Genomic DNA, 20,120 nt, shown 5'->3' with positions numbered 1-20,120 from the left:
CAGTGTAAGTTTTTCTTTACAGGTTCATACGCTCATGATATCATCTTACACTGTAAGGCACAAACTAACACTGTTAGATTGTCAGCAATACTAAATTACATGAAGAAGGTAGTGACCCCCATGGATGCAGAAAACCTCCATTATTTCGAAAAGGCACCAATTACCAAAGCCGTAGCTCACTTTGCCATCCCCATGATGCTTGGCACGTCAATGAACGTCATCTACTCCATCTTGAACGCCTATTTTCTCGGTACGCTGGGCAATACAGCGATGTTAACCGCTCTTGCGCTAACCTTGCCTTTGTTTGCCGCCATTATGGCGTTAGGAAACTTGATTGGCATAGGCAGTGGTACCTTTATTTCTCGTTTGCTGGGCGAGCAGAAATATGATGATGTAAAACATGTGTCTTCCTTTGCGTTCTACAGCAGTATAGTTCTCGGTTTGCTCGTCATGGCCATCGGTCTTCCATTGATTGACCCTATCGTTCATGGCCTTGGGGCAACGCCGGAATCATTTGGATTTACAAAAGAGTATGTCACCGTTATGCTGATTGGCTCGCCATTTGTGATCCTGTTTTTCACACTGGAAAATATCGTACGTTCCGAAGGAGCGGCCATCACGTCCATGGTCGGCATGATCCTAAGTGTCGCCGTAAACGTCATACTTGATGTTGTAGTCATCTACGTTTTTCACTGGGGCGTTATTGGTGTAGCATCTGCTACCGTGATCTCCAACCTGGCTGCGAGTGCATTCTACGCCTTTCATATGGGGAATAAAAGCCATATACTCACCATTTCTGCCAGATGGTTTAAGGCAAGCAAAGACATCCTGAGCAATGTATTCAAAATTGGTGTTCCTGTCTTTATCATGAGTATCTTCCTGGGGGCCATGTCGCTCTTCTTGAACCATTTTCTTGCAGACTATGGGGATCAGGCTGTAGCGGGATACGGGATAGCATCACGTTTGCTGCAGTTTCCTGAATTTATTCTGATGGGGTTATGTGAAGGGGTTGTGCCGTTGATTGCTTTCACGTTTACGGCGAACAGGCTGCGTATGAAACAAACCATTGGATTTACGATTAAAAGTATTATCGTTCTAGCCGCCGGGTTCGGCATCATCGTTTATCTGATCTCGGATCATTTAATCGGACTATTCACAAGTGATCCGCAGCTCATTGAAATGGGAAGCTATATTCTGCATGTGACATTTCTGTCCCTGTTCATCTCAGGAATGACGACGCTGTTCACAGGCATTTTCCAGGCAACTGCCCAAGGAACCGCCGCATTTATTATGTCCATTATTCAAGGCATTACTTTAATTCCAGTGCTCTTTATTGCCAACCACCTGAACGGTTTTCACGGCGTGGTCTGGTCGCTCGTTATTGCGGATGCTGTTGCTTTCCTAGTTGGCGCTGCCATGGTGTTTATTCTGCGGAATAAACTGGAGCATGAGTTGGAACACCTTGTACAGTAGTATTCATTATTAGTGAAGCAAGGTCAGAATTCTACAAAACAAAAATAAGCCGCTTAAATAGCGACTTATTTTTGTATATTACTAGTGTACATTTTTACAATGCACCTTGGCTTCTATCCATTTACGGATTCGTTGACCATAGACCAGCATGCTTCAAGAGTACGCGTGGGTGCAGCTTCAGTTGTGCTACAATCAGGTCTGCCAGATCTTCAGGCTGCATCACCTTGTCCGGATTGCCGTCCGTCAGCTTGAGCTCGACTGCCATATCTGTAGCAACGGTACTTGGAGTCAGAGCCGTAACCCGGATGTTTTTCTTGCGTACTTCGAGCATCAAGGACTCGGTGAGTCCATTCACAGCTGCTTTGGATGCAGTATACGCGCTCGTAAGCGGCGCACCTTTTTGTCCTGCCGTAGAAGAAATGTTAATGATATCGCCTGCATTGCGCTCCATCATCTCTGGCAATACTGCACGGGTCGTGTAATATACCCCTTTGACGTTGACATCAATAATATTGGTCCATTCTTCCGGTGTTAACTCCATGAATCCGCCGAATTTGCCGATACCCGCATTGTTGATCAGAATATCGATCGCTCCGAGCTCTCCTCGCACAGACTCTACCGCCGCTGTAATGGAATCCAGATTGGACACGTCAGCTGCAGCAATCGCTACATTCACATTGTATGATTTAAGTTCTTCCTTGACTTGTTGCAAATTCTCAAGCGTACGGCCTACAAGACCTACGTGGATGCCCTCTTGTGCAAATGCAATGGCAATCGCGCGACCAATCCCTCGCCCCGCTCCTGTAATTAATGCTACTTTCCCTGCAATGGACTGCATATTATTGTTCGCTCCTTTGAATGTTAGTTAAGTTAAATTGAATCCAAACCTAGCCAGAAAAACATCGTTCTCAACTTCTATTCCATTCTAACTGCCCTTGCTTGGAATGAAAAGAATGCACTTTTTGGTGCGGTGGTTACCAAACGGTAACTACCACAACCATTTACTTGATTTCTTCCTTAAGCTGACTTAACCGATTCAGGCCCCAAGTATACATCATTTCCACGATGGGCAGTATGCTCATTCCTACTTCTGTCATCGAATATTCAACCTTGGGAGGGACATCCGGATAAACTTCTCTATGAACAATGCCATCCTCAATCAGCTCACGCAGCTGGCTTGTCAACATTTTATGTGAAATTTTAGGAAAGAGCTTTTGTAAATCGCTAAACCGATGAGGTCCTTCGACTCCCAGATGCCATAAAATAACCACTTTCCATTTGCCGCTAAGGATCGATAACGTATACTCTTTCTCACAATGGTAATCCTTCTGGGCTAATCTATCTCGAATATCTTGTCTCAGCGAATCTGTCATGTCATATCATTCCTTTATTGAATTAAACTTCTGATGCCAATCTCCCTACCTTCGTAGATCAACACGACAACGTAATTAAGCGACCTTTCTATTATACCATCATATGTTTGAATGGAAGAAGATAACGTGAAACTGATCTGAACAAGAAGCTACCACGAGAAAAGACTGATCTTGGTTTAGGGTGTAATGTATTTGTTTTCCAACCCTGCTATGAACAAATAAGATAATCCTACAAACGAGCTAATCTCTAAATTTTATTACATATATTTACAAAGTTTGATGTGTATGTTATGTTTTCTTCGAAAGCGCATCCATGACTGGTTTTATACAGAATTCCTGATCTTATTTCACATGAAAAGGGAGATGAGAATGAAAAATCAGCTCACCAAGGCAGGCGCAATGTTGTTGGTACTTACCTTATTGTTTGGATGGATGAACATGCCTGTGCATGCAGATCCTCCTCTATTCACAATTGAAAGCGAAAATGCTCAGCTGACGTCCGATCTGCAAGTCGTTACTGAAATTTACGGGCAACCCAAACCGGGCTTCTCCGGAAGCGGATTTGTATGGATGCAAAATTCCGGCACGATCACATTCACCGTTATTGTTCCGGAAACCGGTATGTACGCTATCTCCACTCAGTACATGCAAGAGTTGAGCCCTGACGGAAGACTTCAATATTTAACCGTTAACGACGTGACTAAAGGATCGTACATGCTGCCCTATTCGACAACATGGTCGAATTACGACTTCGGTTTTCACAAGCTGAATCAAGGGACCAACACCATCCAAGTTAAAGCAGGCTGGGGCTTTGCTTATTTTGACACCTTCACTGTGGATCATGCCGATCTCGATCCTCTGGATGTACAGCCTGTACTCACCGATCCTGAGGCTACACCCGAAACCCAGCTTTTAATGAACTATTTGACAGAGGTTTACGGCAACCACATTATTTCCGGACAGCAAGAGATTTACGGAGGCGGTAATAATGGAGATACCGAATTGGAGTTTGAATGGATCCATGACCTTTCCGGTAAATATCCGGCCATTCGTGGTTTTGATTTCATGAACTATAATCCTTTGTATGGTTGGGAGGACGGCACAACCGATCGCATGATCGATTGGGTTAATAACCGAGGCGGGATTGCTACAGCTGCATGGCATATCAATGTTCCTCGCCAATTCGACACCTATCAACTCGGAGAATTCGTTGATTGGAAAGAAGCAACCTATAAGCCAAACGAGACCAATTTTAATACGGCGAACGCAGTCGTTCCTGGAACGAAAGAATATGAATACGTGATGCTAACCATTGAGGATTTGGCGGAGCAGTTGAAGATTTTACAGGATAACGATGTGCCTGTTATATTCCGGCCCTATCATGAGGCTGAGGGTAATGGCGGATTGAATGGCGAAGGTGCGTGGTTCTGGTGGGCTTCGGCTGGAGCAGATGTGTATACGCAGCTATGGGATCTTCTATATACCGAGCTAACAGAAACCTATGATCTGCACAACCTGATCTGGACCTATAACAGCTACGTGTACAGCACTTCTCCTGCATGGTATCCTGGTGACGACCAGGTGGATCTGGTCGGTTATGACAAATACAATACGATCTACAATCGATATGATGGATTATCCGGTGTTCCCAATGAAGATGCAATTACGTCGATTTTCTATCAGCTTGTTGATTTGACAGGCGGCCAAAAGATGGTGGCCATGACGGAGAATGATACAGTACCAAGTGTACAAAATTTGACGGAAGAAAAATCGGGATGGCTCTACTTCTGCCCTTGGTACGGCGAGCATCTTATGAGTTCTGCCTTTAACCATCCGAACACGCTCAAAACGCTCTATCAAAGTGATTATGTCATTACGCTTGATGAATTGCCGAATTTGAAGCTGCATACTGGAGCCCAGATTTCTTCTATAACAACCGCAAACGATAAATAAACGAACTGAACGATGAAGAAATAAAAATACGGATTTATGGAAGAGATTCCATCAAATCAATTTATTCAAGTGTTGTAAAAGAGATGTCATAACACACAAACAGGCCCTTCAACATTAAGTGAAGGGCCTGTTTCGTGCTGAAGGCAAGGTTCAATTCGTCCAGACTCTGCACTAGAATAATTTACCCTATTAAATATTAACAACATAAAGTAGCAGATTCCTGGCATTGAAAGGTTGAGAATATGTCCAGGCATATACTACAATTAAATCCAGAGCTAGGAATCCAAAGGAGGCGCTAACATGCTTGAAAGACCAACGACAGAGGAGTATGCAGCTTATTATGAAGGGTACATAAAACTTGTTCCCGAAGGGAATATCATCGAACGGTTGGAACAACAATCCAATATCGTACATACCCTTCTGTCCTCATTGACTGAGGAGCAAGCCAATTACCGTTATGCTGAAGGCAAGTGGAGTGTAAAAGAGGTCATTGGCCACCTGACGGATAACGAACGTATCATGAGCAGCAGACTGCTTCGCATCGCCAGAGGCGACCAAGCAAATCATCCCGGTTACGATCAGGATGTCCTTATGCAAAGTCATCCCTTTGATGCGTACACCGTAGCCGATCTGAACGAGGAATATACGGTCGCACGTCGCTCGACCCTTCTTATGCTCCGTCACATCACGCCCGAAGCTTGGCTGCGTAAAGGAATTGTTAGTGATAACCCAGCTTCGGCTCGATCTATTGCGTATGTTTTGGTTGGACATGAACTGCACCATCTGTCGATTCTTCGCGATCGTTATGCTGTAGATGTGCCATTATAATTAACTCAACTTTTGGAAGTGACATCCCCATTATGGTTATTGGACAGACGTTGAACCTTCGTTCCCTGAAGATATCAACATCTGTCCGTCATCCTTTAATCCGTCCATCTACGCTTACGTTGATTCCCTATTACTTATTTTTCAAAAGAGATTGAATTTTTATCCTTTTCAAAAGTTAATGCAGTGTAATTATTCAGTATAGGCATAGCGTTTTCCCATTCAATCGGCAGTACCACATAGCTGGATTGAAAATAATCTGCTCCATTCCAGCGGTCCGCAAAGTACAAATATTCCTGTTCGGATCGCTTCAGTACAAAAGAAGGCTGCGTGTGATATGTCGTTTCGTCTCCGAAATTCCTGAGCATCCCCCACGGTCCATCCATAGTCTCCGCCATCGCTACCTTCCCTTGATTCGGATCCCAACCCGTACAAAAAGAGGTTAACATGTAGTATTTCCCATCCCGCTTGAAGACCGCCGGCGCCTCCCGATACTCCCCCTGCCACAATTTTCCGATCAGACTGTCGACATTCAGGTAATCCTGCTGCAGACGATAGATATGAAGATCCGCATTATCTCTGGCAGCTGATATAAAGTAGGCAGTCCCGTCATCATCCTGAAAGAGCGTGCAGTCACGCGACATATAACCATATGGATTGAAGCTGCCATGATAGATGAAATGGCTATCGGGATAATCGGATGTGGCAATGGCACATGCTGCATCATTATAATTCGTTCCGTTCTCATAGTGGACCCAAAGAACAAACTTTTTAGTTTCCTGATTAAATAGCACTTTGGGTCGTTCGAGGTTCACTTTTCCACCGCTATCATTCATTAATTTCATGTTGGTTCGTACCCTGATGGGGGCAACCGGAGTGGAGGTGGTAAGGATATGATTACGAAACTCCCAATTGAACAGATCTCTGGAACGGTAACAGCTGACATAAATATCATCTCTGCGGTCTTCCCCATACCAGTAATAATAATGGTCATGGAACAACATATGTCCACCATGGGCGTGGATCGGCTGACCACTTATATCATGCCAGATGGTCCCATTGGTTAATTGTTGATTATTCAAACCGTTATCCCTCTCTTCTTATTTGTTTTTCAGGTTGGAGTATTTGCTATTCTTCATCTGCTCCAAATACCTTCACTTCCCACAGCCTTGGTGTATACCAGTTGTTCGGGTTGTTATGGAGCTTAGCATTCTGCATATGGATTCTTACATATCTCGCCGGACTTGATAACGTATCCGAGGTGAAACCGTAAGAGGTGTTATTGGTACGATCCAATGCTTCAGTCCAATTCACATTGTCTGTACTTGTCTCAATTTTATATTTGTAAAACCCTTCAGAGCCTTTTTGCATCCACCAGGAAATTTGTACATTATGAATCTCTTGAACCGACCCGAGGTCTACCTTCCACCAATGTGGCCAGGAACTACCTGTACCGATCCATTCCGTTTGATAGTTACCATCGTTCGCATAATTTGCCGGGTTCGTCCCGGTAGCCGTTTGCGCTGTTGCTGGTTTGCCTTGGGACAACAGCTTTCCGTTCTGGACAGGGACTACGACATCATCGTTCGCACTGTAGAGGACTTGATCAAAATAGTCATAGAATGCGTAACCATTGGAGAAGGAAACGGGAAGAAGCCGCTCTTCTGTTGTTCCGTTTTCCGTGCCAGCCCAGCCGAACATCCATCGATAAGCAACCATAACCACATGGTTACCCGTGTTTGGTTTTACCCGCATGACAGAACCCGATTGTGCCGAGAAGGTTGACGTGTTGCCTATCGTTCGTAACTCAGACCACTCTCCATCGATGCTTGAAGCGGAGGAATACATAGGTATACTCGGGTACCAACCCGCAGCTTGGGACGAGAACAAATAATAAACGCCATCCTTTTTGATCACTTTGGGCAGTTCCCGATGTTGATTCTGATAGATTACGGAAACCTGGTTTTCCACATCCAGCCAATCAGAGGTCAATTTATACAAAATCGTATCTGAATTATTATTCGCTGTTGAGATCAAATAAGCTGAATCGTCGTCATCTTTGAAAATGGAGATATCCCGAGACTCATTTCCTTCCGGCCGAAAGCTTTTATGAAAGGTGAAGTTCTCTCCAGGCGTGGCAGAAGCTACTGACACCCTGGCAAGTGTGTAATCTGTGCTGTTCTCATAATGGGCCCAAAATACGAATTTGTTCGTGGGAGCATGGTATAAGATATTAATTCCTTCGAATTTGGAATTCGCCAAGTCCGGATGATCCGTGTAGGACAGTACCACCTTGTCATTCCCATAAGTGATATCGTCAGTTGACGTCTGTTGTATCATCTGGCCAAAGCCGCCTGAGGACTTTTGAACAAAATTAAATCTGTAGTAGGTATCCCCTACTTTAAGTTCATTCGGGAGGTTTAAAGTAGATTGGCTCGTATTATCAAAAGTTGTGAGGTTATCCGGAAGGGTGTAGGGTACATATTCCGGCGAGACAGCAGAGGTTAACAAGGAGGTTCCGCCATATGCTTTCACTTGATATCTGTATGTGCTGCCTACGGTAAGGTCATAATCATCCATCGTTGTTCCGGTCAAGGTTTGCAATAAAATGAAGGGCTCATTGTTCTCGGATCGATATAATTCATATCCGTTTGCTCCGTTAACAGGTGCCCAGTGTATTTTGGCATTGGACACTTCGGATGCGTTCTTAAGCACAAACAGTCTTGCTGCAATCTGGGTCCCCTCACTATCTTCAGCGTGAACGGTTTGAGCAGAGAATAATAGATGGCAAGTTAACACTATCAAAGCAATGACAATAGCCATCCCTCGTTTTTCTATAACCATGTCTCATCATCTCCTTTTTAGTAGACCAACCTTCCTTATGCCGGAAGGCTGATTTTGGTAGAGTGTGACTTTATTTCAACTTCATGAGTGCCATGACATCCGTCTCGCTGGCCTGGCTGTACCAATCGTTTACTTCTTCGATGACTTGGTCTCCGCCTTTTTCGTGCCACTGCTTCACAAAAGTATCAAATGCTTCAATTGGCTCATTACCGTATATGATTTTGGTGAAGGTTTCTTGCTCCATGGTAGTCAGCTGCTCCCACACATTTTGCATCGTTGGCGTAGGTGGACCGTTAAACTCGTTTGGAAGCAGAACATCCCGGTTTTCATAGGAAATGCGATATCCATCTTTGGTTGTTTGATCCTTAAAATCACTTTGGATGAGCACACCGGTATCGGCTTTGACACCGTTCGCCAGATCAAAATATGATTTTCCGGGACCATCTACACTCGGCGTATTTTTGGTGAACCCCATTTTCCCAACACTTTGTATCGCTTCAAGAGGTGTGTTGAATTTTTTCGGATCGAATGTCACCTCTTCATTGACGATATCGTAATCGTAACCCTGAGCGTAGCCATATTTGAAATCCCCCGTACTGAAGGCCGCATCGTACATTTTATCGTAGTACAGGAAGAATGCCTCCATGTTTTGGAATTCGTTATTGAACATGAATACGCCATCGTTTTGCTGAGCAGTCTGATATGTCTTATCACCATTCACACCTTGAATGGTCGGGTAAGCTTGGATTTTGGCGCCCTCGATATTTTTCTCCACATCCTTCACACTGTCATAGAGCCACGGACGTCCAATGATGATGCCTGCCTTGCCTTCAGTAAAATCAGACAATGCGTCCCATGCGCCCTGAGTGGCCAGTTCTTTGTTCAAATACCCTTTGGCATACCAATCCCGCAGCTTGGCGAGTGCCTCCCTGTTGCCTTCAGCCACTGATCCATAGGTTAATTTGCCATTGTCGTTCACCCATTGCCGCGGAAGGTGTTTCCCTGTATATGCGCTGAAGATCATGACGGGATCACTGACCCAGCCCGTGTTGTAGGAATCCTTGCCCGAGAATGTAAACCCGTATGTGTCTTGCTTGCCGTTACCATCCGGGTCCTCTGTGGTAAATGCCGCAATGACGTTCTCAAATTCTTCTATGGTTGTTGGCGCTTTCAATTTCAACTTATCCAACCAGTCCTGACGGATCAGCATGACTTCGCCCTCCGTCAGATTCGGTGCGATCGCCATTCCGTAAACCTTCCCGTCCCTGACCACCGGATTGAACGTCGTTGGATATTGTTTGTAAATCTCTCTCATCCGCTCTGGCATATAAGCTTCAATATCTTCCGTTATCTCTTTGACCCGGCCCGATTCGATCAAATCATTGACCAGCATGGTGTCATACACCGGCAGGACATCAGGCAGCTTTTCGGAACCGGTTAACGCCAGCCGAAGCTTGGTATTATATTGGGAAGCATCGCCACCCAGCAGTGTGGTTTCGATCTTGATGCCCAAATTTTCTTCTCCCCAACGGGTCAATACATTGTCATTCAAACTTTCACCATTGATATATTTACCGGCATTTTCATCCTGTTGTTTCGCAATCGTAATCTTGAATGGAGGATCGTATTTTCCGTCCTTAAGCACCGATGTCGGTGCAGATTCAGTACTGCTTTCTCCTTGGCTGCATCCAGCCACAAGCATAGCGGACAGGATTAACAAGCTAACCATTTTCCGAATCCTTATTCTTTCCTTCATTGAAACATGCCCCCTTCGTCCATATCGTACTGCTTGCTAATCATTCTACTGCTCCTGATCATGATAAAAACTACTCTTTCACAGCACCTAACACAATGCCCTTCACGAAGTAACGCTGCAAAAAAGGATAGACCAAAATAATAGGCAGCGTACTGACAAAAATTTGGGCTGCCTTGATGCTCTGCTCCGACATGGCTGCGACTTCAGACTGGCTCATCGCCATGTTCTGCATGTTGCTCTGCACCACAACCGTCTGCAGGAAGGAAGCCAGCGGATACCTGCTCGCATCCGACATGTATAAAATCCCGTCAAACCAGGAATTCCAATGTCCGACCATGATGAATAAAGATACGGTAGCTATTCCTGGCAGAGATAACGGCAGATAGATTTTGCTCAGAATCACGAAGAAGGATGCACCGTCAATAAATGCTGCTTCTTCCAGGGCTTTCGGAATGGTCTTGAAGAAATTGACGAGAAGGATGAGATTATAGGCTCCAAAAGCCCCTGGCAGCACAAGCGCCCAGATCGTATCCTTCAGCCCAAGGCTAGTTATCAATATGTAAGACGGTATCAGTCCCCCGGAGAAAAGCATGGTGAAGATAAAAAACCACATGAGTGCGTTGCGGCCCCGAAATTCCTTGGACAGCGCATAGCCTGCACAGATCAGGATAGACATGCTGATGGACGTTCCCAATACGGTTCGGGTGATAGATGTCAGCATGGAACCGATGAAATTGGAATTGTTGAACGTTTTTACATAGGCATCCACATTGAACCCGACTGGCCAGAATGACACCAGATTACCGCTAATGGCTGCTTTGCTGCTAAGCGATTGCGCCAATAAATGAAGCAGTGGGAGAAAACACGCCAGTCCCGCCAGGATCATGAACGCATAATTAAAAATCGAGAATACTCGATAACCTGTCGTCTTATGGTACATTATCCCGCTCCCTCCTTGTTAGAATATTTTATAATTGGCGTACTTGTAGGCCAGCCTGTAGGATACAACGATCAGGATCAGGCTGATCCCTGATTTGAACAGACCAACAGCGGTCCCGAATCCATATTGCCCGTTTAACAAAGAAGAACGATAGACATAGGTGTCGATGATATCTCCCGTGCTGTAGACAAGCGGATTGTACAGATTGAAAACCTGATCAAATCCGGCGTCCAGAATATTGCCCAGACTGAGTGTAGATATGACGATAATCATCGGCAGCATGCTGGGCAAGGTGACGTATCGAATTTGCTGCCGGCGCGTGGCCCCATCAATCTCGGCCGCTTCATAAAAGGAAGGATTGATTCCCGCTATGGTAGCCAAATAGACAATCATGCCGAAGCCGAAGCTCTTCCACACGTCACTCACAACGACCGTGTAACGAAAGAGATCGGGATCACCCAAAAAGTAGATCGGATCGTTTCCGAACATCCAGGTCAATATTTGATTGACGCCTCCGTCTAATCCCAGAATGTCAATCATCAGCCCCGCGACAGTGACCCAGGACAAAAAATGTGGCAGATACACCAGTGTCTGTACACTTTTCTTGATCCCGATATTTCGTATCTCGCTCAACAAAATAGCCATGATGATCGGAACGATAATACCTACGATAATTTTGGAAACGGCAATAATCAGCGTATTAACGATGGCTTGAGTCGCTTCATCATACTGGAAGATCCTCTCAAAATTCGCTAACCCGATCCACCGGGAACCTCCGATCCCGAGCCATGGTTTGTAGTCCTGGAACGCCATGAGCAAACCAACCATGGGTCCATACGAGAAGATACAGACAAATACGAAAGCGGGAAGACACAGCACATACAACGGCCAGCTTTTCCTGATTTCGGTTTTCCATGGACTACGCCTTTTAATCCTGGTTTTTACTTTTTCTGCGGATGTAACGGTGCCCATCTCATTAATGTTGCATACCTCCTTTATGAAAAGTCCTGGAAATAAATCCTCCAATCAAGCTTAACAAAAGCGCTTTCATTCCAAAATGCCAATATTTCAAGATCATCACCCCAGCCTGAACCACTTTAAACCGCTTTCATTTTAGCGTTGTGCCGCCCTTCCTCTTTTCGGTCGTTTGGCTTATATTAAAGTTAAATTGGTAGGGGCCTTATTACTCCCAAGCTTACGGTCAGGAAAGGGAAACACGATGCTAAGAAAAATGTACATGAAGCGATTTATCTATTTCTTTGTTTTTTTTCTGCTGCTGACGTTAAGTTTATTTTTCGTGATGAACAGTTTGAGTTCCAAAACACTGGAGGACAATCTGATTGGAGCTTCCAAGAACCAGCTTGATTATGTGAAAGGCATATTGGACGGAATTATGTATGAGGCTAACATGTACGGGGTCCAGTTTGCAGCCGACAGTGACGTCCGGTTTTATCAGAGCCAAGTGATTGAGCTGAGTAACTACGATTCCCAAATGAAGAAAAATGAAATCGTTGATCGCTTACGTCAAATTTTGCTTTCCAGTCGTTCGATTGAGTCCATCGGCATCTACTGGAAGTCTGAAGAATCGTTCCTGTCCACCAACAATACGCTGGAGGCAAGACTTCCGTTCAAGGAAGTTCAAGAACGGGGATGGCGAATTGTCGAAGGCAGCCTGTATTACTTTGCCGTCTACCCTTATATCCAAAAAAATGGACAGGTTGAACCTGCCCAATATGTCGTTGGCGTAAAACTGAAAACCGATTATTTGAAGAGCCTGCTCAAGAAGGCGGTCAACAATGACAGCTCGAATGCTTTTTTCCTGTTTAACCAACAGCAATTGTGGAGTGAAAAAGAAGTTGATAACGATTTGTTGAAAGCGGTTACCAGCATGCTCACGCCCCAACCGGAGTCAACTGTAAAATATGATTATCATACCAAATCGGATGATTACTATGTTCTCTCAAGATACATTGAACCGATTGACGCCTACCTGATTACATACACACGTACGAATGATTTTCTGCAGCCGCTGGATCGCAATCGCAAAGTTTTCCTTGTGAGCATTTTAGCCGTTTTGACGCTCGGTTTGTTTGTTATCTTCACGTTTTACCGGAATTATTACCGAAACATTCGTCTGTTGGAGAAGAAGTTCTCACAGGTTGAACAAGGCAATCACAACACACGAATTACCGAGAACACCGATAAGGAATTCTACAGCCTATTCCGCAGTTTTAACCATATGGTTGCAGAGATTCAGGAGCTGTTCGTATCCTTGAAGACCGAAACGGATCTGAGAAGAAGTGCCGAATTAAAACAGCTGCAAGCCCAGATTAATCCGCATTTTTTATACAACAGTTTGTTTTATATCATGTCGGTTGCCCAGTTTTCGCCGGATGCCGTCATGCGAATGAGCAAGCACCTGGCGGAATATTACCGCTATTTAACCAAATTGGACCGGCACGAGGTAACACTGGAGAGCGAGCTTCAGTTTGCGGAACATTTTCTTGTCATCATGACACTCAGCAAAAAGATTGAGTACAAGATTGACCTGCCAGCTGAACTTGCCTCCCTTCCTCTGACGCCGCTGATCATTCAGCCTGTTGTTGAGAACGCCATTCAACATGGAATTGAAGGACGACAGGGAGCCCATCAGGTCACGATCGATGTCAAACGCACGCAAACTGCCATCACGATCAGGATCTCGGATGACGGAAAAGGGCTCTCACTGGAGGATATCCACAGGCTCGAAACTCAGATGGAGAGCGACACACCCCCTGAAGGAATAAGAGGCGTCGGGCTCTGGAATGTAAACCGGCGTCTGAGAAATACGTACGGCGAGCTGAGCGGACTTCAATTTTCCACCAATGATTGGGGCGGCTTGTCGGTTCTGATGCTGATCGATATTTCTGCAGAGAAAGGAGAAAATGTATGAGACTATTGATCGTGGATGACGGACACTACGTTGTGGAATATATGAAACACTTGCTTGATTGGAAGTCTCTTGGGATCAACCAGATCGAAACAACAACCAATTCGATTGAAGCCAGAGAATGGTTGAATCAACGTCATGTAGATATTCTAATCACCGATATCCGAATGCCCGAGGTTTCGGGAATTGACCTGCTCCAACACATCCATCAACATAACTTGCTTACCAAAGTCATTATCCTTTCGGGCTACTCCCAGTTTGAATATGCGCAGCAAGGAATTCGTCTAGGTGCACTCGATTATTTGCTCAAACCTGTAGACAAGGATGATGTGGAGAAAGCCATGGCTAAAGCCATCAAAAATATAAAGAACACAACGCCACGTCCGGCCGTCCAGTGGGAAAACTTCGATGGTCTGGGCTGGCTGCTATCACTTCTTGGAGAAAATGCGACGTTAAGAAAGGAATTTCAGGCTTTTACCGACTTATTAGGAAGTCGCCTTTTTCGCTGCTTGAAAATGGACAATTGCACACAAGCTGATACAGAAGATTTGCAGTATAAACTTGGAGATCAATGGACCTGTCTCGTCTGGTCTTCCGGAACGCAGCTGGTCGGTTTAGTTCCCGAAGAAGTTGCCGAGATGCTGATCATCAAACCGGGCTGCTTGTTCTTATCCCCACCATTTTCAATAACCGACCGGAACGAATTCCGTCAGCTGTTTTACGAATTCTTCCTGGGTGAGTACGTGCAGTCTGGTGACTTTAGCGGGATATTGAACGTTTCTCCATCATGTGGGGATTGGGAGTCGGCGGGTAACATTATGAAAAGCTATGATCGAATCCATCCGCGAAAGGAAAAAATCCTCTTCCTGATGGAAACCATCCTTTATGTATATATGGTGGATAAAGAACGGAATCCTTCGGAGACTGCGGATTGGATATTCAATCGGCTTAGGGATCCGGACGAACTATGGTCGACACTCATGGATACAGTTAGCCAGATCAGGAACAACAAGCAAATGTCCATTCAAACGATCGTGGGTAAAGTGCAAAAATATATCGAAGATCATCTTTCACATGGTCTCAGCCTCGATGAATTGGGAAAAGTGGCACACCTTCACCCTGTCTACCTTTCCAAACTTTTTAAACAGGAGACTGGAGAAAATGTGTCCAGCTACATTGCCAAGAAACGACTGGAGAGAGCCTCCCACCTCCTGCTGGATTCAGAACTCCGCATAGCCGATATCTCTCAAATGGTTGGCTACAAGAAAAATCAGTATTTTATCCAATTGTTCAAGGAAGAGTTCGGGGTTACCCCTTATCAATACCGTAGAAATATGATCCATCAATAAGCATAACAACAAGTGGCTAGACTGCTTGGAAGAGCCTAACCCCTCTTCACCCACTTATGCCTGGGTATGATAACCATCCCCTGTTTAACTCGATATGCCCAACGATGAGCTGTACCTTAAAGCTGACTCCCAGCTCTAAGATACAGCTCATTTTTTGTTGCTTATTACTTGCCATAAAGAGAAGGAACGATGTAGATAACATGATGTGATATAACAAACGATATAACAAACACGCAAAATTCTCAATCAAGGTAATTTGATTATAATACTACCTTGACAGTCACAGTAGTATGACGTATTATACAATTGCGAGGTGATTACATGAGCCAAAACAAAATTACATCCGACCTACTACGCGGCCATACCGATACGATGATTTTACGGCTCTTATCCGAAGCTGACAGATATGGGTACGAAATTGTCAAAATGATTGCTGAGCGCTCAGGCGGTGAGTACGAATTAAAAGAAGCCACCATGTACTCCAGCGTTCGGCGACTTGAAGCGGAGGGTGATATTGAGTGGTATTGGGGCGATGAATCTCAAGGCGGACGCCGCAAATATTTTAGAATTACCGAAAAAGGCAAAGCAACTCATGCCAGCAACAAAGAAAACTGGGAGTACGCGAAGCGCGTGCTTGAAAACTTATTATAAGGAGTGTTGAGGTTATGAATGAAAAGCTCACTCACTATTTAAACGGAGTTTTTGCACCGTACGATGGGGTAAAAAGTGTCACCGAATTAAAAGCAGACCTGCACTCCGATTTGCAAGAAAGGTTCCGTGACCTCAAGGCTGAGGGCAAAGATGATGAAACTGCTTTTGAGATGACCATTGAAAGCATCGGCGACATTGAAGAGACTGTACAGGAGGTTGCCAACCTCTCCCGTTCACTGGAACGGCAGGTAGTGACAAACTTTAACGCAAGTAACCTGTCAACGAGCGATTTTGCTGGTGTTACCGCGCATAAAGGACAATTCAAATCCAGCGCGCTGCGAGGCTCCGATTTCAGGGATGCAGATTTGACCGGCAGTTCTTTTTCTAGCAGCGATGTCCGGGATGCCAATTTTGATCGTGCCAATCTGACAGACTGCACCCTGTCTACACTGGATCTTGCAAATGCGAGCTTTAATCAATCTCTTCTTGTACGCACGAACTTCAGCAAGTCGGGTATGGACGGAGCCAGATTCACAGAGGTTAGACTGACTGACGTTACGTTCTCCTTGACTGATCTTAGAAAAGCCCTTTTCGATAACTGTATCTTCGACGGTGTGGAATTCAAGTCTTCCGACCTGAGCGGTCAGCGTTTTGATGGGCAAACCTTTATCGGGGTCAAGTTTGACAAAGTGGCACTGAACGAAGTTTCATTTCAGAACGCTACACTCAAAAACGTATCCTTTCCAATGTCTTCCTGGTCAAGAAAATATTACCGTGTGATCAAAACCGTCTGCTTTGACGGTGCGATGATGGATAAACTCACTTATGCTGCCCTCAAAGGCATGGAAGCCAATGTATCCAAAGTTACCGTTATCTAAGGAGGGGATCTTATGCAAAACAAGTCCATTCAAGTTATTGGCCTGCAAAAATCCTACAAACAGCTGCACGTCCTAAAAGGCGTAGATTTCGAAGTGGAAAAAGGCAGTATCTTCGCCCTTCTCGGCTCCAATGGTGCCGGCAAAACAACCGTTGTCAAAATTCTCACCACGCTGCTTAGAAAAGACAGTGGAACCGCCACCGTGAACGGATTCGATGTTGCAACACACCCTGACCATGTGCGGCAGGCGATCAGTCTGACTGGACAATTTGCCGCCGTGGATGAAATTTTAACCGGACGGGAAAATCTGATCATGATTGCCAAACTTCGATATCTTAAAAATCCGCGTCAGATTGCAGAAGAATTGCTTCAACGCTTTGGTCTGACGGATGCTGCGGACCGCAGGGTATCGACGTATTCGGGCGGGATGCGTCGCAGACTCGACATTGCTCTAAGCCTTGTGGGAAAACCACAGATCATTTTTCTCGACGAGCCAACGACCGGGCTGGATCCCGAAGCACGCATTGAGGTATGGAAGATTGTTAAAGAGCTGTCGGATGGCGGGACGACAGTATTTCTGACCACACAGTATCTGGAGGAAGCTGAGCAGCTTGCTGATCGAATCGCCATTCTCCATGAGGGCAGAATTATCGCCAGCGGCACACTTTCCGATCTGAAGAAATTGATTCCGTCCGCAAAAGTGGAGTATGTCGAAAAGCAACCTACACTTGAGGATATATTCCTCGCAGTCATCGGCAAAAAGGAGGCCAATTGAATGGAAACGGTAAAAAAACACTTTTTCAGTGATATGAGCGTGATGCTGGGACGTTCCTTGCGCCATATTCTACGCAGTATGGACACCATCATTACGGTAACGATCATGCCGATTGCTTTCATGCTGCTGTTCGTCTATGTGTTTGGCGGTGCGATTCAAACGGGGACGGATAACTACGTCAACTATCTATTGCCCGGTATACTACTCATTGCGATTGCCAGCGGAATTTCCTACACGGCGTACCGTCTATTTATCGATGTACAGCGGGGCATATTTGAGCGGTTTCACTCCATGCCGATTTCACGCTCCACCTTATTGTGGGGACATGTACTGACCTCACTGGTTTCCAACGCTATTTCCGTTGTCGTCATCATATTAGTAGCACTTGTAATGGGCTTTCGCTCACCAGCCGGAATTCTCTCATGGCTTGGCGTTGCGGGCATACTCGTTCTGTTTACACTGGCATTAACCTGGGTCGCAGCGATTGCCGGACTGTCCGCAAAATCTGTGGATGGCGCAAGTGCGTTCTCCTACCCCATTATATTCCTTCCTTTTATCAGCTCTGCATTTGTACCAACCGAATCCATGCCTTCAGTCGTTCGCGTCTTTGCCGAAAACCAACCAGTAACCTCCATCGTAGAAGCAATCCGTGCGCTGCTCTTAGATCAACCGGTAGGCAATGAGATTTGGGTCGCTTTGGCATGGTGTGTCGGGGTCCTGCTGGTGGCATATATTATTGCAATGAGAGTGTATAACAAGCGGGTGTAATCATCTGTTCTCTGTCTATTCCTCCTCCCTGTTTAAACTCTAATTCCACATTTAATTACTATGTATTCACCAACGCATTGTGCAGCAATAAAACAAGAAGGCCCAAGTATGCTGCTTATTAAGCAGCACTTGGGCTTTGGTTTTAGTGTGAATTAGCTCGCCAATTGAGGTTCTGAGGCTTCTGTCAGATAATCAGAAGGCACTTCCATATATTTTAGTTTTCAAGCATACTGAGAACGCATCAACGTGATGGTTTAACGGCATCTTGCTGTTTATGGCGAACTATAACGGATGGCTCTGTAAGTCCAAGATGCTCTCGTAACGTTGTCCCTTCGTACTCTTCACGGAATAGGCCTCGCTGCTGAAGCTCAGGAATGACATGCTGGACAAAGTCCTCGAGATCCCCCGGCAGAACGGGTGGCATGATATTGAAACCATCGCACCCATATCCATGAAACCACTCTTCCATTAGGTTGGTAAGCTGCTCTGGGGTTCCCACAAATTGCATATGACCACGAGCACCGAGAAGCCTTCTCCCAAGCTCGGTAATGGACAACCGTTCTTTGCGTGCCAGGTCCATAATGAGCTGGACACGGCTTTTCATTCCATTACTTGCTTCCACCGGATCGGGGATGTCAGGTAACGGGCCATCGGCAGGGTATCCGCTGAGGTCTGTCTGAAGCATACCGGATACCATCATCACAGCCTCCTGCGGGTCAATGAGGTCAAGCAGCTGTCGTTCCTTACGCCGGGCTTCCTCCACAGTTGAACCAAGAATTGGCGATAGGCCAGGCATGATGAGCAAGCTGCCACGCTCACGGCCCACGGCCAGAAGTTTTTCATTCACCTTCCGATAAAAATCCTGCGCAGCTACGAGAGACGCCTGAGCCGTGAAGATGACCTCGCCGACTTTTGCAGCGAAATCCTGTCCCGGATCCGATGAACCTGCCTGAATAAGGACCGGATATCCTTGTGGTGGACGTGGCACGTTCAAAAGACCATGCGTGGAATACCATTGACCTTGATATTCAGCTATGCGCAGCTTGGATTCATCGACAAACGTACCCGATTCCCGATCCATCACGAATGAATCTTGGGGCCAGCTGTCCCATAATGCCGTAACAACATCAACAAATTCCTGCGCCATCTCATAACGCGTTGCATGCTCAGGATGCTTGTCTCTACCAAAGTTCCGGGCTTCCGTGTCGACTTGAGACGTCACGATATTCCACCCTGTCCGGCCTCCGCTGATGTGATCAAGCGTGGCCAGACGGCGGGCCGCATTAAACGGTTCGTTATAGGTTGTCGACAGCGTTGCTGTTAACCCAATTTTCTCAGTCACCGTGGACAGCGCCGAGAGTAGCGAAACTGGGTCCAACATGCCTGCAGCAGCCCGGCCAGGGTATATTAAATGCAATAAGTCCGCAAAAAAAATCATATCGAACTTCCCCCGCTCTGCGGTCTGAGCAATTCGTTTATACCATTCAATATCGAACATCTTCTCTACACCCGATTCCGGATGACGCCATCCCGCGTGATGATGTCCGGTGAAATATATGAACGCACCAAGATGAAGCTGACCCTGTCGTTTATTCATCATATCCGTC

16 protein-coding genes and 1 pseudogene are annotated in these 20,120 nt (G+C 45.6%); 9 read left to right on the top strand and 8 right to left on the bottom strand.

Features of this window, described 5'->3' with window-relative positions; genetic code table 11:
* The first annotated feature begins 120 nt into the window (after positions 1–120).
* Positions 121–1,473 (top strand): MATE family efflux transporter, encoded by a 1,353-nt coding sequence (locus MH144_RS01035; protein WP_239296664.1) that lies wholly within the window; start codon positions 121–123, stop codon positions 1,471–1,473.
* Between the two features lie 121 nt (positions 1,474–1,594).
* On the opposite strand, the gene MH144_RS01030 is transcribed toward MH144_RS01035, so the two are convergent.
* Positions 1,595–2,311: a 3-ketoacyl-ACP reductase gene (locus MH144_RS01030; RefSeq protein WP_239296640.1), complete on the bottom strand. Its 717-nt coding sequence runs from the start codon at positions 2,309–2,311 to the stop codon at positions 1,595–1,597.
* A 163-nt stretch (positions 2,312–2,474) separates the two neighbouring features.
* The gene (locus MH144_RS01025; RefSeq protein ID WP_127536781.1) at positions 2,475–2,846 is read right to left on the bottom strand and encodes a winged helix-turn-helix transcriptional regulator; all 372 of its coding nucleotides are present in this window, start codon (positions 2,844–2,846) and stop codon (positions 2,475–2,477) included.
* A gap of 369 nt (positions 2,847–3,215) precedes the next feature.
* Here MH144_RS01025 and MH144_RS01020 point away from each other — a divergent pair.
* Together MH144_RS01020 and MH144_RS01015 are read left to right on the top strand one after the other, a co-directional pair.
* A pseudogene (locus MH144_RS01020) lies at positions 3,216–4,790 on the top strand (glycosyl hydrolase); the annotation flags it as partial.
* Positions 4,791–5,099: 309 nt separating this feature from the next.
* Positions 5,100–5,627 carry a DinB family protein gene (locus MH144_RS01015; RefSeq protein WP_239296638.1) on the top strand — a complete coding sequence of 176 codons (528 nt, stop codon included), beginning with the start codon at positions 5,100–5,102 and terminating at the stop codon, positions 5,625–5,627.
* 134 nt (positions 5,628–5,761) lie between these two features.
* On the opposite strand, the gene MH144_RS01010 is transcribed toward MH144_RS01015, so the two are convergent.
* From MH144_RS01010 to MH144_RS00990, 5 genes are all read right to left on the bottom strand, one after another.
* Positions 5,762–6,706, bottom strand: a complete 945-nt coding sequence (locus tag MH144_RS01010; protein ID WP_239296636.1) for a family 43 glycosylhydrolase — start codon at positions 6,704–6,706, stop codon at positions 5,762–5,764.
* A 46-nt stretch (positions 6,707–6,752) separates the two neighbouring features.
* Positions 6,753–8,468, bottom strand: a complete 1,716-nt coding sequence (locus MH144_RS01005; protein ID WP_239296634.1) for a discoidin domain-containing protein — start codon at positions 8,466–8,468, stop codon at positions 6,753–6,755.
* A gap of 70 nt (positions 8,469–8,538) precedes the next feature.
* Positions 8,539–10,224, bottom strand: a complete 1,686-nt coding sequence (locus MH144_RS01000) for an extracellular solute-binding protein (protein WP_239296632.1) — start codon at positions 10,222–10,224, stop codon at positions 8,539–8,541.
* A 70-nt stretch (positions 10,225–10,294) separates the two neighbouring features.
* Positions 10,295–11,164, bottom strand: coding sequence for a carbohydrate ABC transporter permease (locus MH144_RS00995; protein WP_239296630.1), 870 nt, complete (start codon positions 11,162–11,164; stop codon positions 10,295–10,297).
* 18 nt (positions 11,165–11,182) lie between these two features.
* Entirely contained in the window at positions 11,183–12,136 is a 954-nt protein-coding gene (locus MH144_RS00990) for an ABC transporter permease (RefSeq protein ID WP_343225984.1), read from the bottom strand.
* 265 nt (positions 12,137–12,401) lie between these two features.
* On the opposite strand from MH144_RS00990, the gene MH144_RS00985 reads away from it, so the two are divergent.
* The 6 genes from MH144_RS00985 to MH144_RS00960 all read left to right on the top strand — a co-directional run bounded on the left by MH144_RS00985 (position 12,402) and on the right by MH144_RS00960 (position 18,513).
* On the top strand, positions 12,402–14,096 hold the full coding sequence (locus MH144_RS00985; protein WP_239296628.1) for a sensor histidine kinase: 1,695 nt from the start codon (positions 12,402–12,404) through the stop codon (positions 14,094–14,096).
* Positions 14,093–15,442, top strand: a complete 1,350-nt coding sequence (locus tag MH144_RS00980) for a response regulator transcription factor (protein WP_239296625.1) — start codon at positions 14,093–14,095, stop codon at positions 15,440–15,442. Before MH144_RS00985 ends, MH144_RS00980 begins: the two co-directional genes overlap by 4 nt.
* Before the next feature lie 321 nt (positions 15,443–15,763).
* Entirely contained in the window at positions 15,764–16,093 is a 330-nt protein-coding gene (locus MH144_RS00975) for a PadR family transcriptional regulator (protein ID WP_095286527.1), read from the top strand.
* Between the two features lie 14 nt (positions 16,094–16,107).
* Positions 16,108–16,971 (top strand): pentapeptide repeat-containing protein, encoded by an 864-nt coding sequence (locus MH144_RS00970; RefSeq protein ID WP_239296623.1) that lies wholly within the window; start codon positions 16,108–16,110, stop codon positions 16,969–16,971.
* A gap of 12 nt (positions 16,972–16,983) precedes the next feature.
* Complete coding sequence (locus MH144_RS00965; protein ID WP_239296621.1) at positions 16,984–17,745, top strand: ABC transporter ATP-binding protein; 762 nt, start codon at positions 16,984–16,986, stop codon at positions 17,743–17,745.
* Positions 17,746–18,513 (top strand): ABC transporter permease, encoded by a 768-nt coding sequence (locus MH144_RS00960; RefSeq protein WP_239296610.1) that lies wholly within the window; start codon positions 17,746–17,748, stop codon positions 18,511–18,513.
* 241 nt (positions 18,514–18,754) lie between these two features.
* Here MH144_RS00960 and MH144_RS00955 read toward each other — a convergent pair whose 3' ends face one another.
* Positions 18,755–20,110 carry an LLM class flavin-dependent oxidoreductase gene (locus tag MH144_RS00955; protein ID WP_239296608.1) on the bottom strand — a complete coding sequence of 452 codons (1,356 nt, stop codon included), beginning with the start codon at positions 20,108–20,110 and terminating at the stop codon, positions 18,755–18,757.
* Positions 20,111–20,120: the final 10 nt, after the last annotated feature.

Source organism: Paenibacillus sp. ACRRY (genome assembly GCF_022346995.1).
Classification (GTDB): Bacteria; Bacillota; Bacilli; order Paenibacillales; family Paenibacillaceae; genus Paenibacillus.
The sequence above is the reverse complement of the archived record's forward strand: the minus strand, read 5'-3'. Positions and strand labels throughout refer to the sequence as shown.

Excerpts from the sequence above, each read along its gene's own strand:
- MH144_RS01035 (WP_239296664.1), top strand. The coding sequence starts at position 121 with ATGGATGCAGAAAACCTCCATTATTTCGAAAAGGCACCAATTACCAAA.
- MH144_RS01030 (WP_239296640.1), bottom strand. The coding sequence starts at position 2,311 with ATGCAGTCCATTGCAGGGAAAGTAGCATTAATTACAGGAGCGGGGCGA.
- MH144_RS01025 (WP_127536781.1), bottom strand. The coding sequence starts at position 2,846 with ATGACAGATTCGCTGAGACAAGATATTCGAGATAGATTAGCCCAGAAG.
- MH144_RS01015 (WP_239296638.1), top strand. The coding sequence starts at position 5,100 with ATGCTTGAAAGACCAACGACAGAGGAGTATGCAGCTTATTATGAAGGG.
- MH144_RS01005 (WP_239296634.1), bottom strand. The coding sequence starts at position 8,468 with ATGGTTATAGAAAAACGAGGGATGGCTATTGTCATTGCTTTGATAGTG.
- MH144_RS01000 (WP_239296632.1), bottom strand. The coding sequence starts at position 10,224 with ATGAAGGAAAGAATAAGGATTCGGAAAATGGTTAGCTTGTTAATCCTG.
- MH144_RS00995 (WP_239296630.1), bottom strand. The coding sequence starts at position 11,164 with ATGTACCATAAGACGACAGGTTATCGAGTATTCTCGATTTTTAATTAT.
- MH144_RS00990 (WP_343225984.1), bottom strand. The coding sequence starts at position 12,136 with ATGGGCACCGTTACATCCGCAGAAAAAGTAAAAACCAGGATTAAAAGG.
- MH144_RS00985 (WP_239296628.1), top strand. The coding sequence starts at position 12,402 with ATGAAGCGATTTATCTATTTCTTTGTTTTTTTTCTGCTGCTGACGTTA.
- MH144_RS00980 (WP_239296625.1), top strand. The coding sequence starts at position 14,093 with ATGAGACTATTGATCGTGGATGACGGACACTACGTTGTGGAATATATG.
- MH144_RS00975 (WP_095286527.1), top strand. The coding sequence starts at position 15,764 with ATGAGCCAAAACAAAATTACATCCGACCTACTACGCGGCCATACCGAT.
- MH144_RS00970 (WP_239296623.1), top strand. The coding sequence starts at position 16,108 with ATGAATGAAAAGCTCACTCACTATTTAAACGGAGTTTTTGCACCGTAC.
- MH144_RS00965 (WP_239296621.1), top strand. The coding sequence starts at position 16,984 with ATGCAAAACAAGTCCATTCAAGTTATTGGCCTGCAAAAATCCTACAAA.
- MH144_RS00960 (WP_239296610.1), top strand. The coding sequence starts at position 17,746 with ATGGAAACGGTAAAAAAACACTTTTTCAGTGATATGAGCGTGATGCTG.
- MH144_RS00955 (WP_239296608.1), bottom strand. The coding sequence starts at position 20,110 with ATGAATAAACGACAGGGTCAGCTTCATCTTGGTGCGTTCATATATTTC.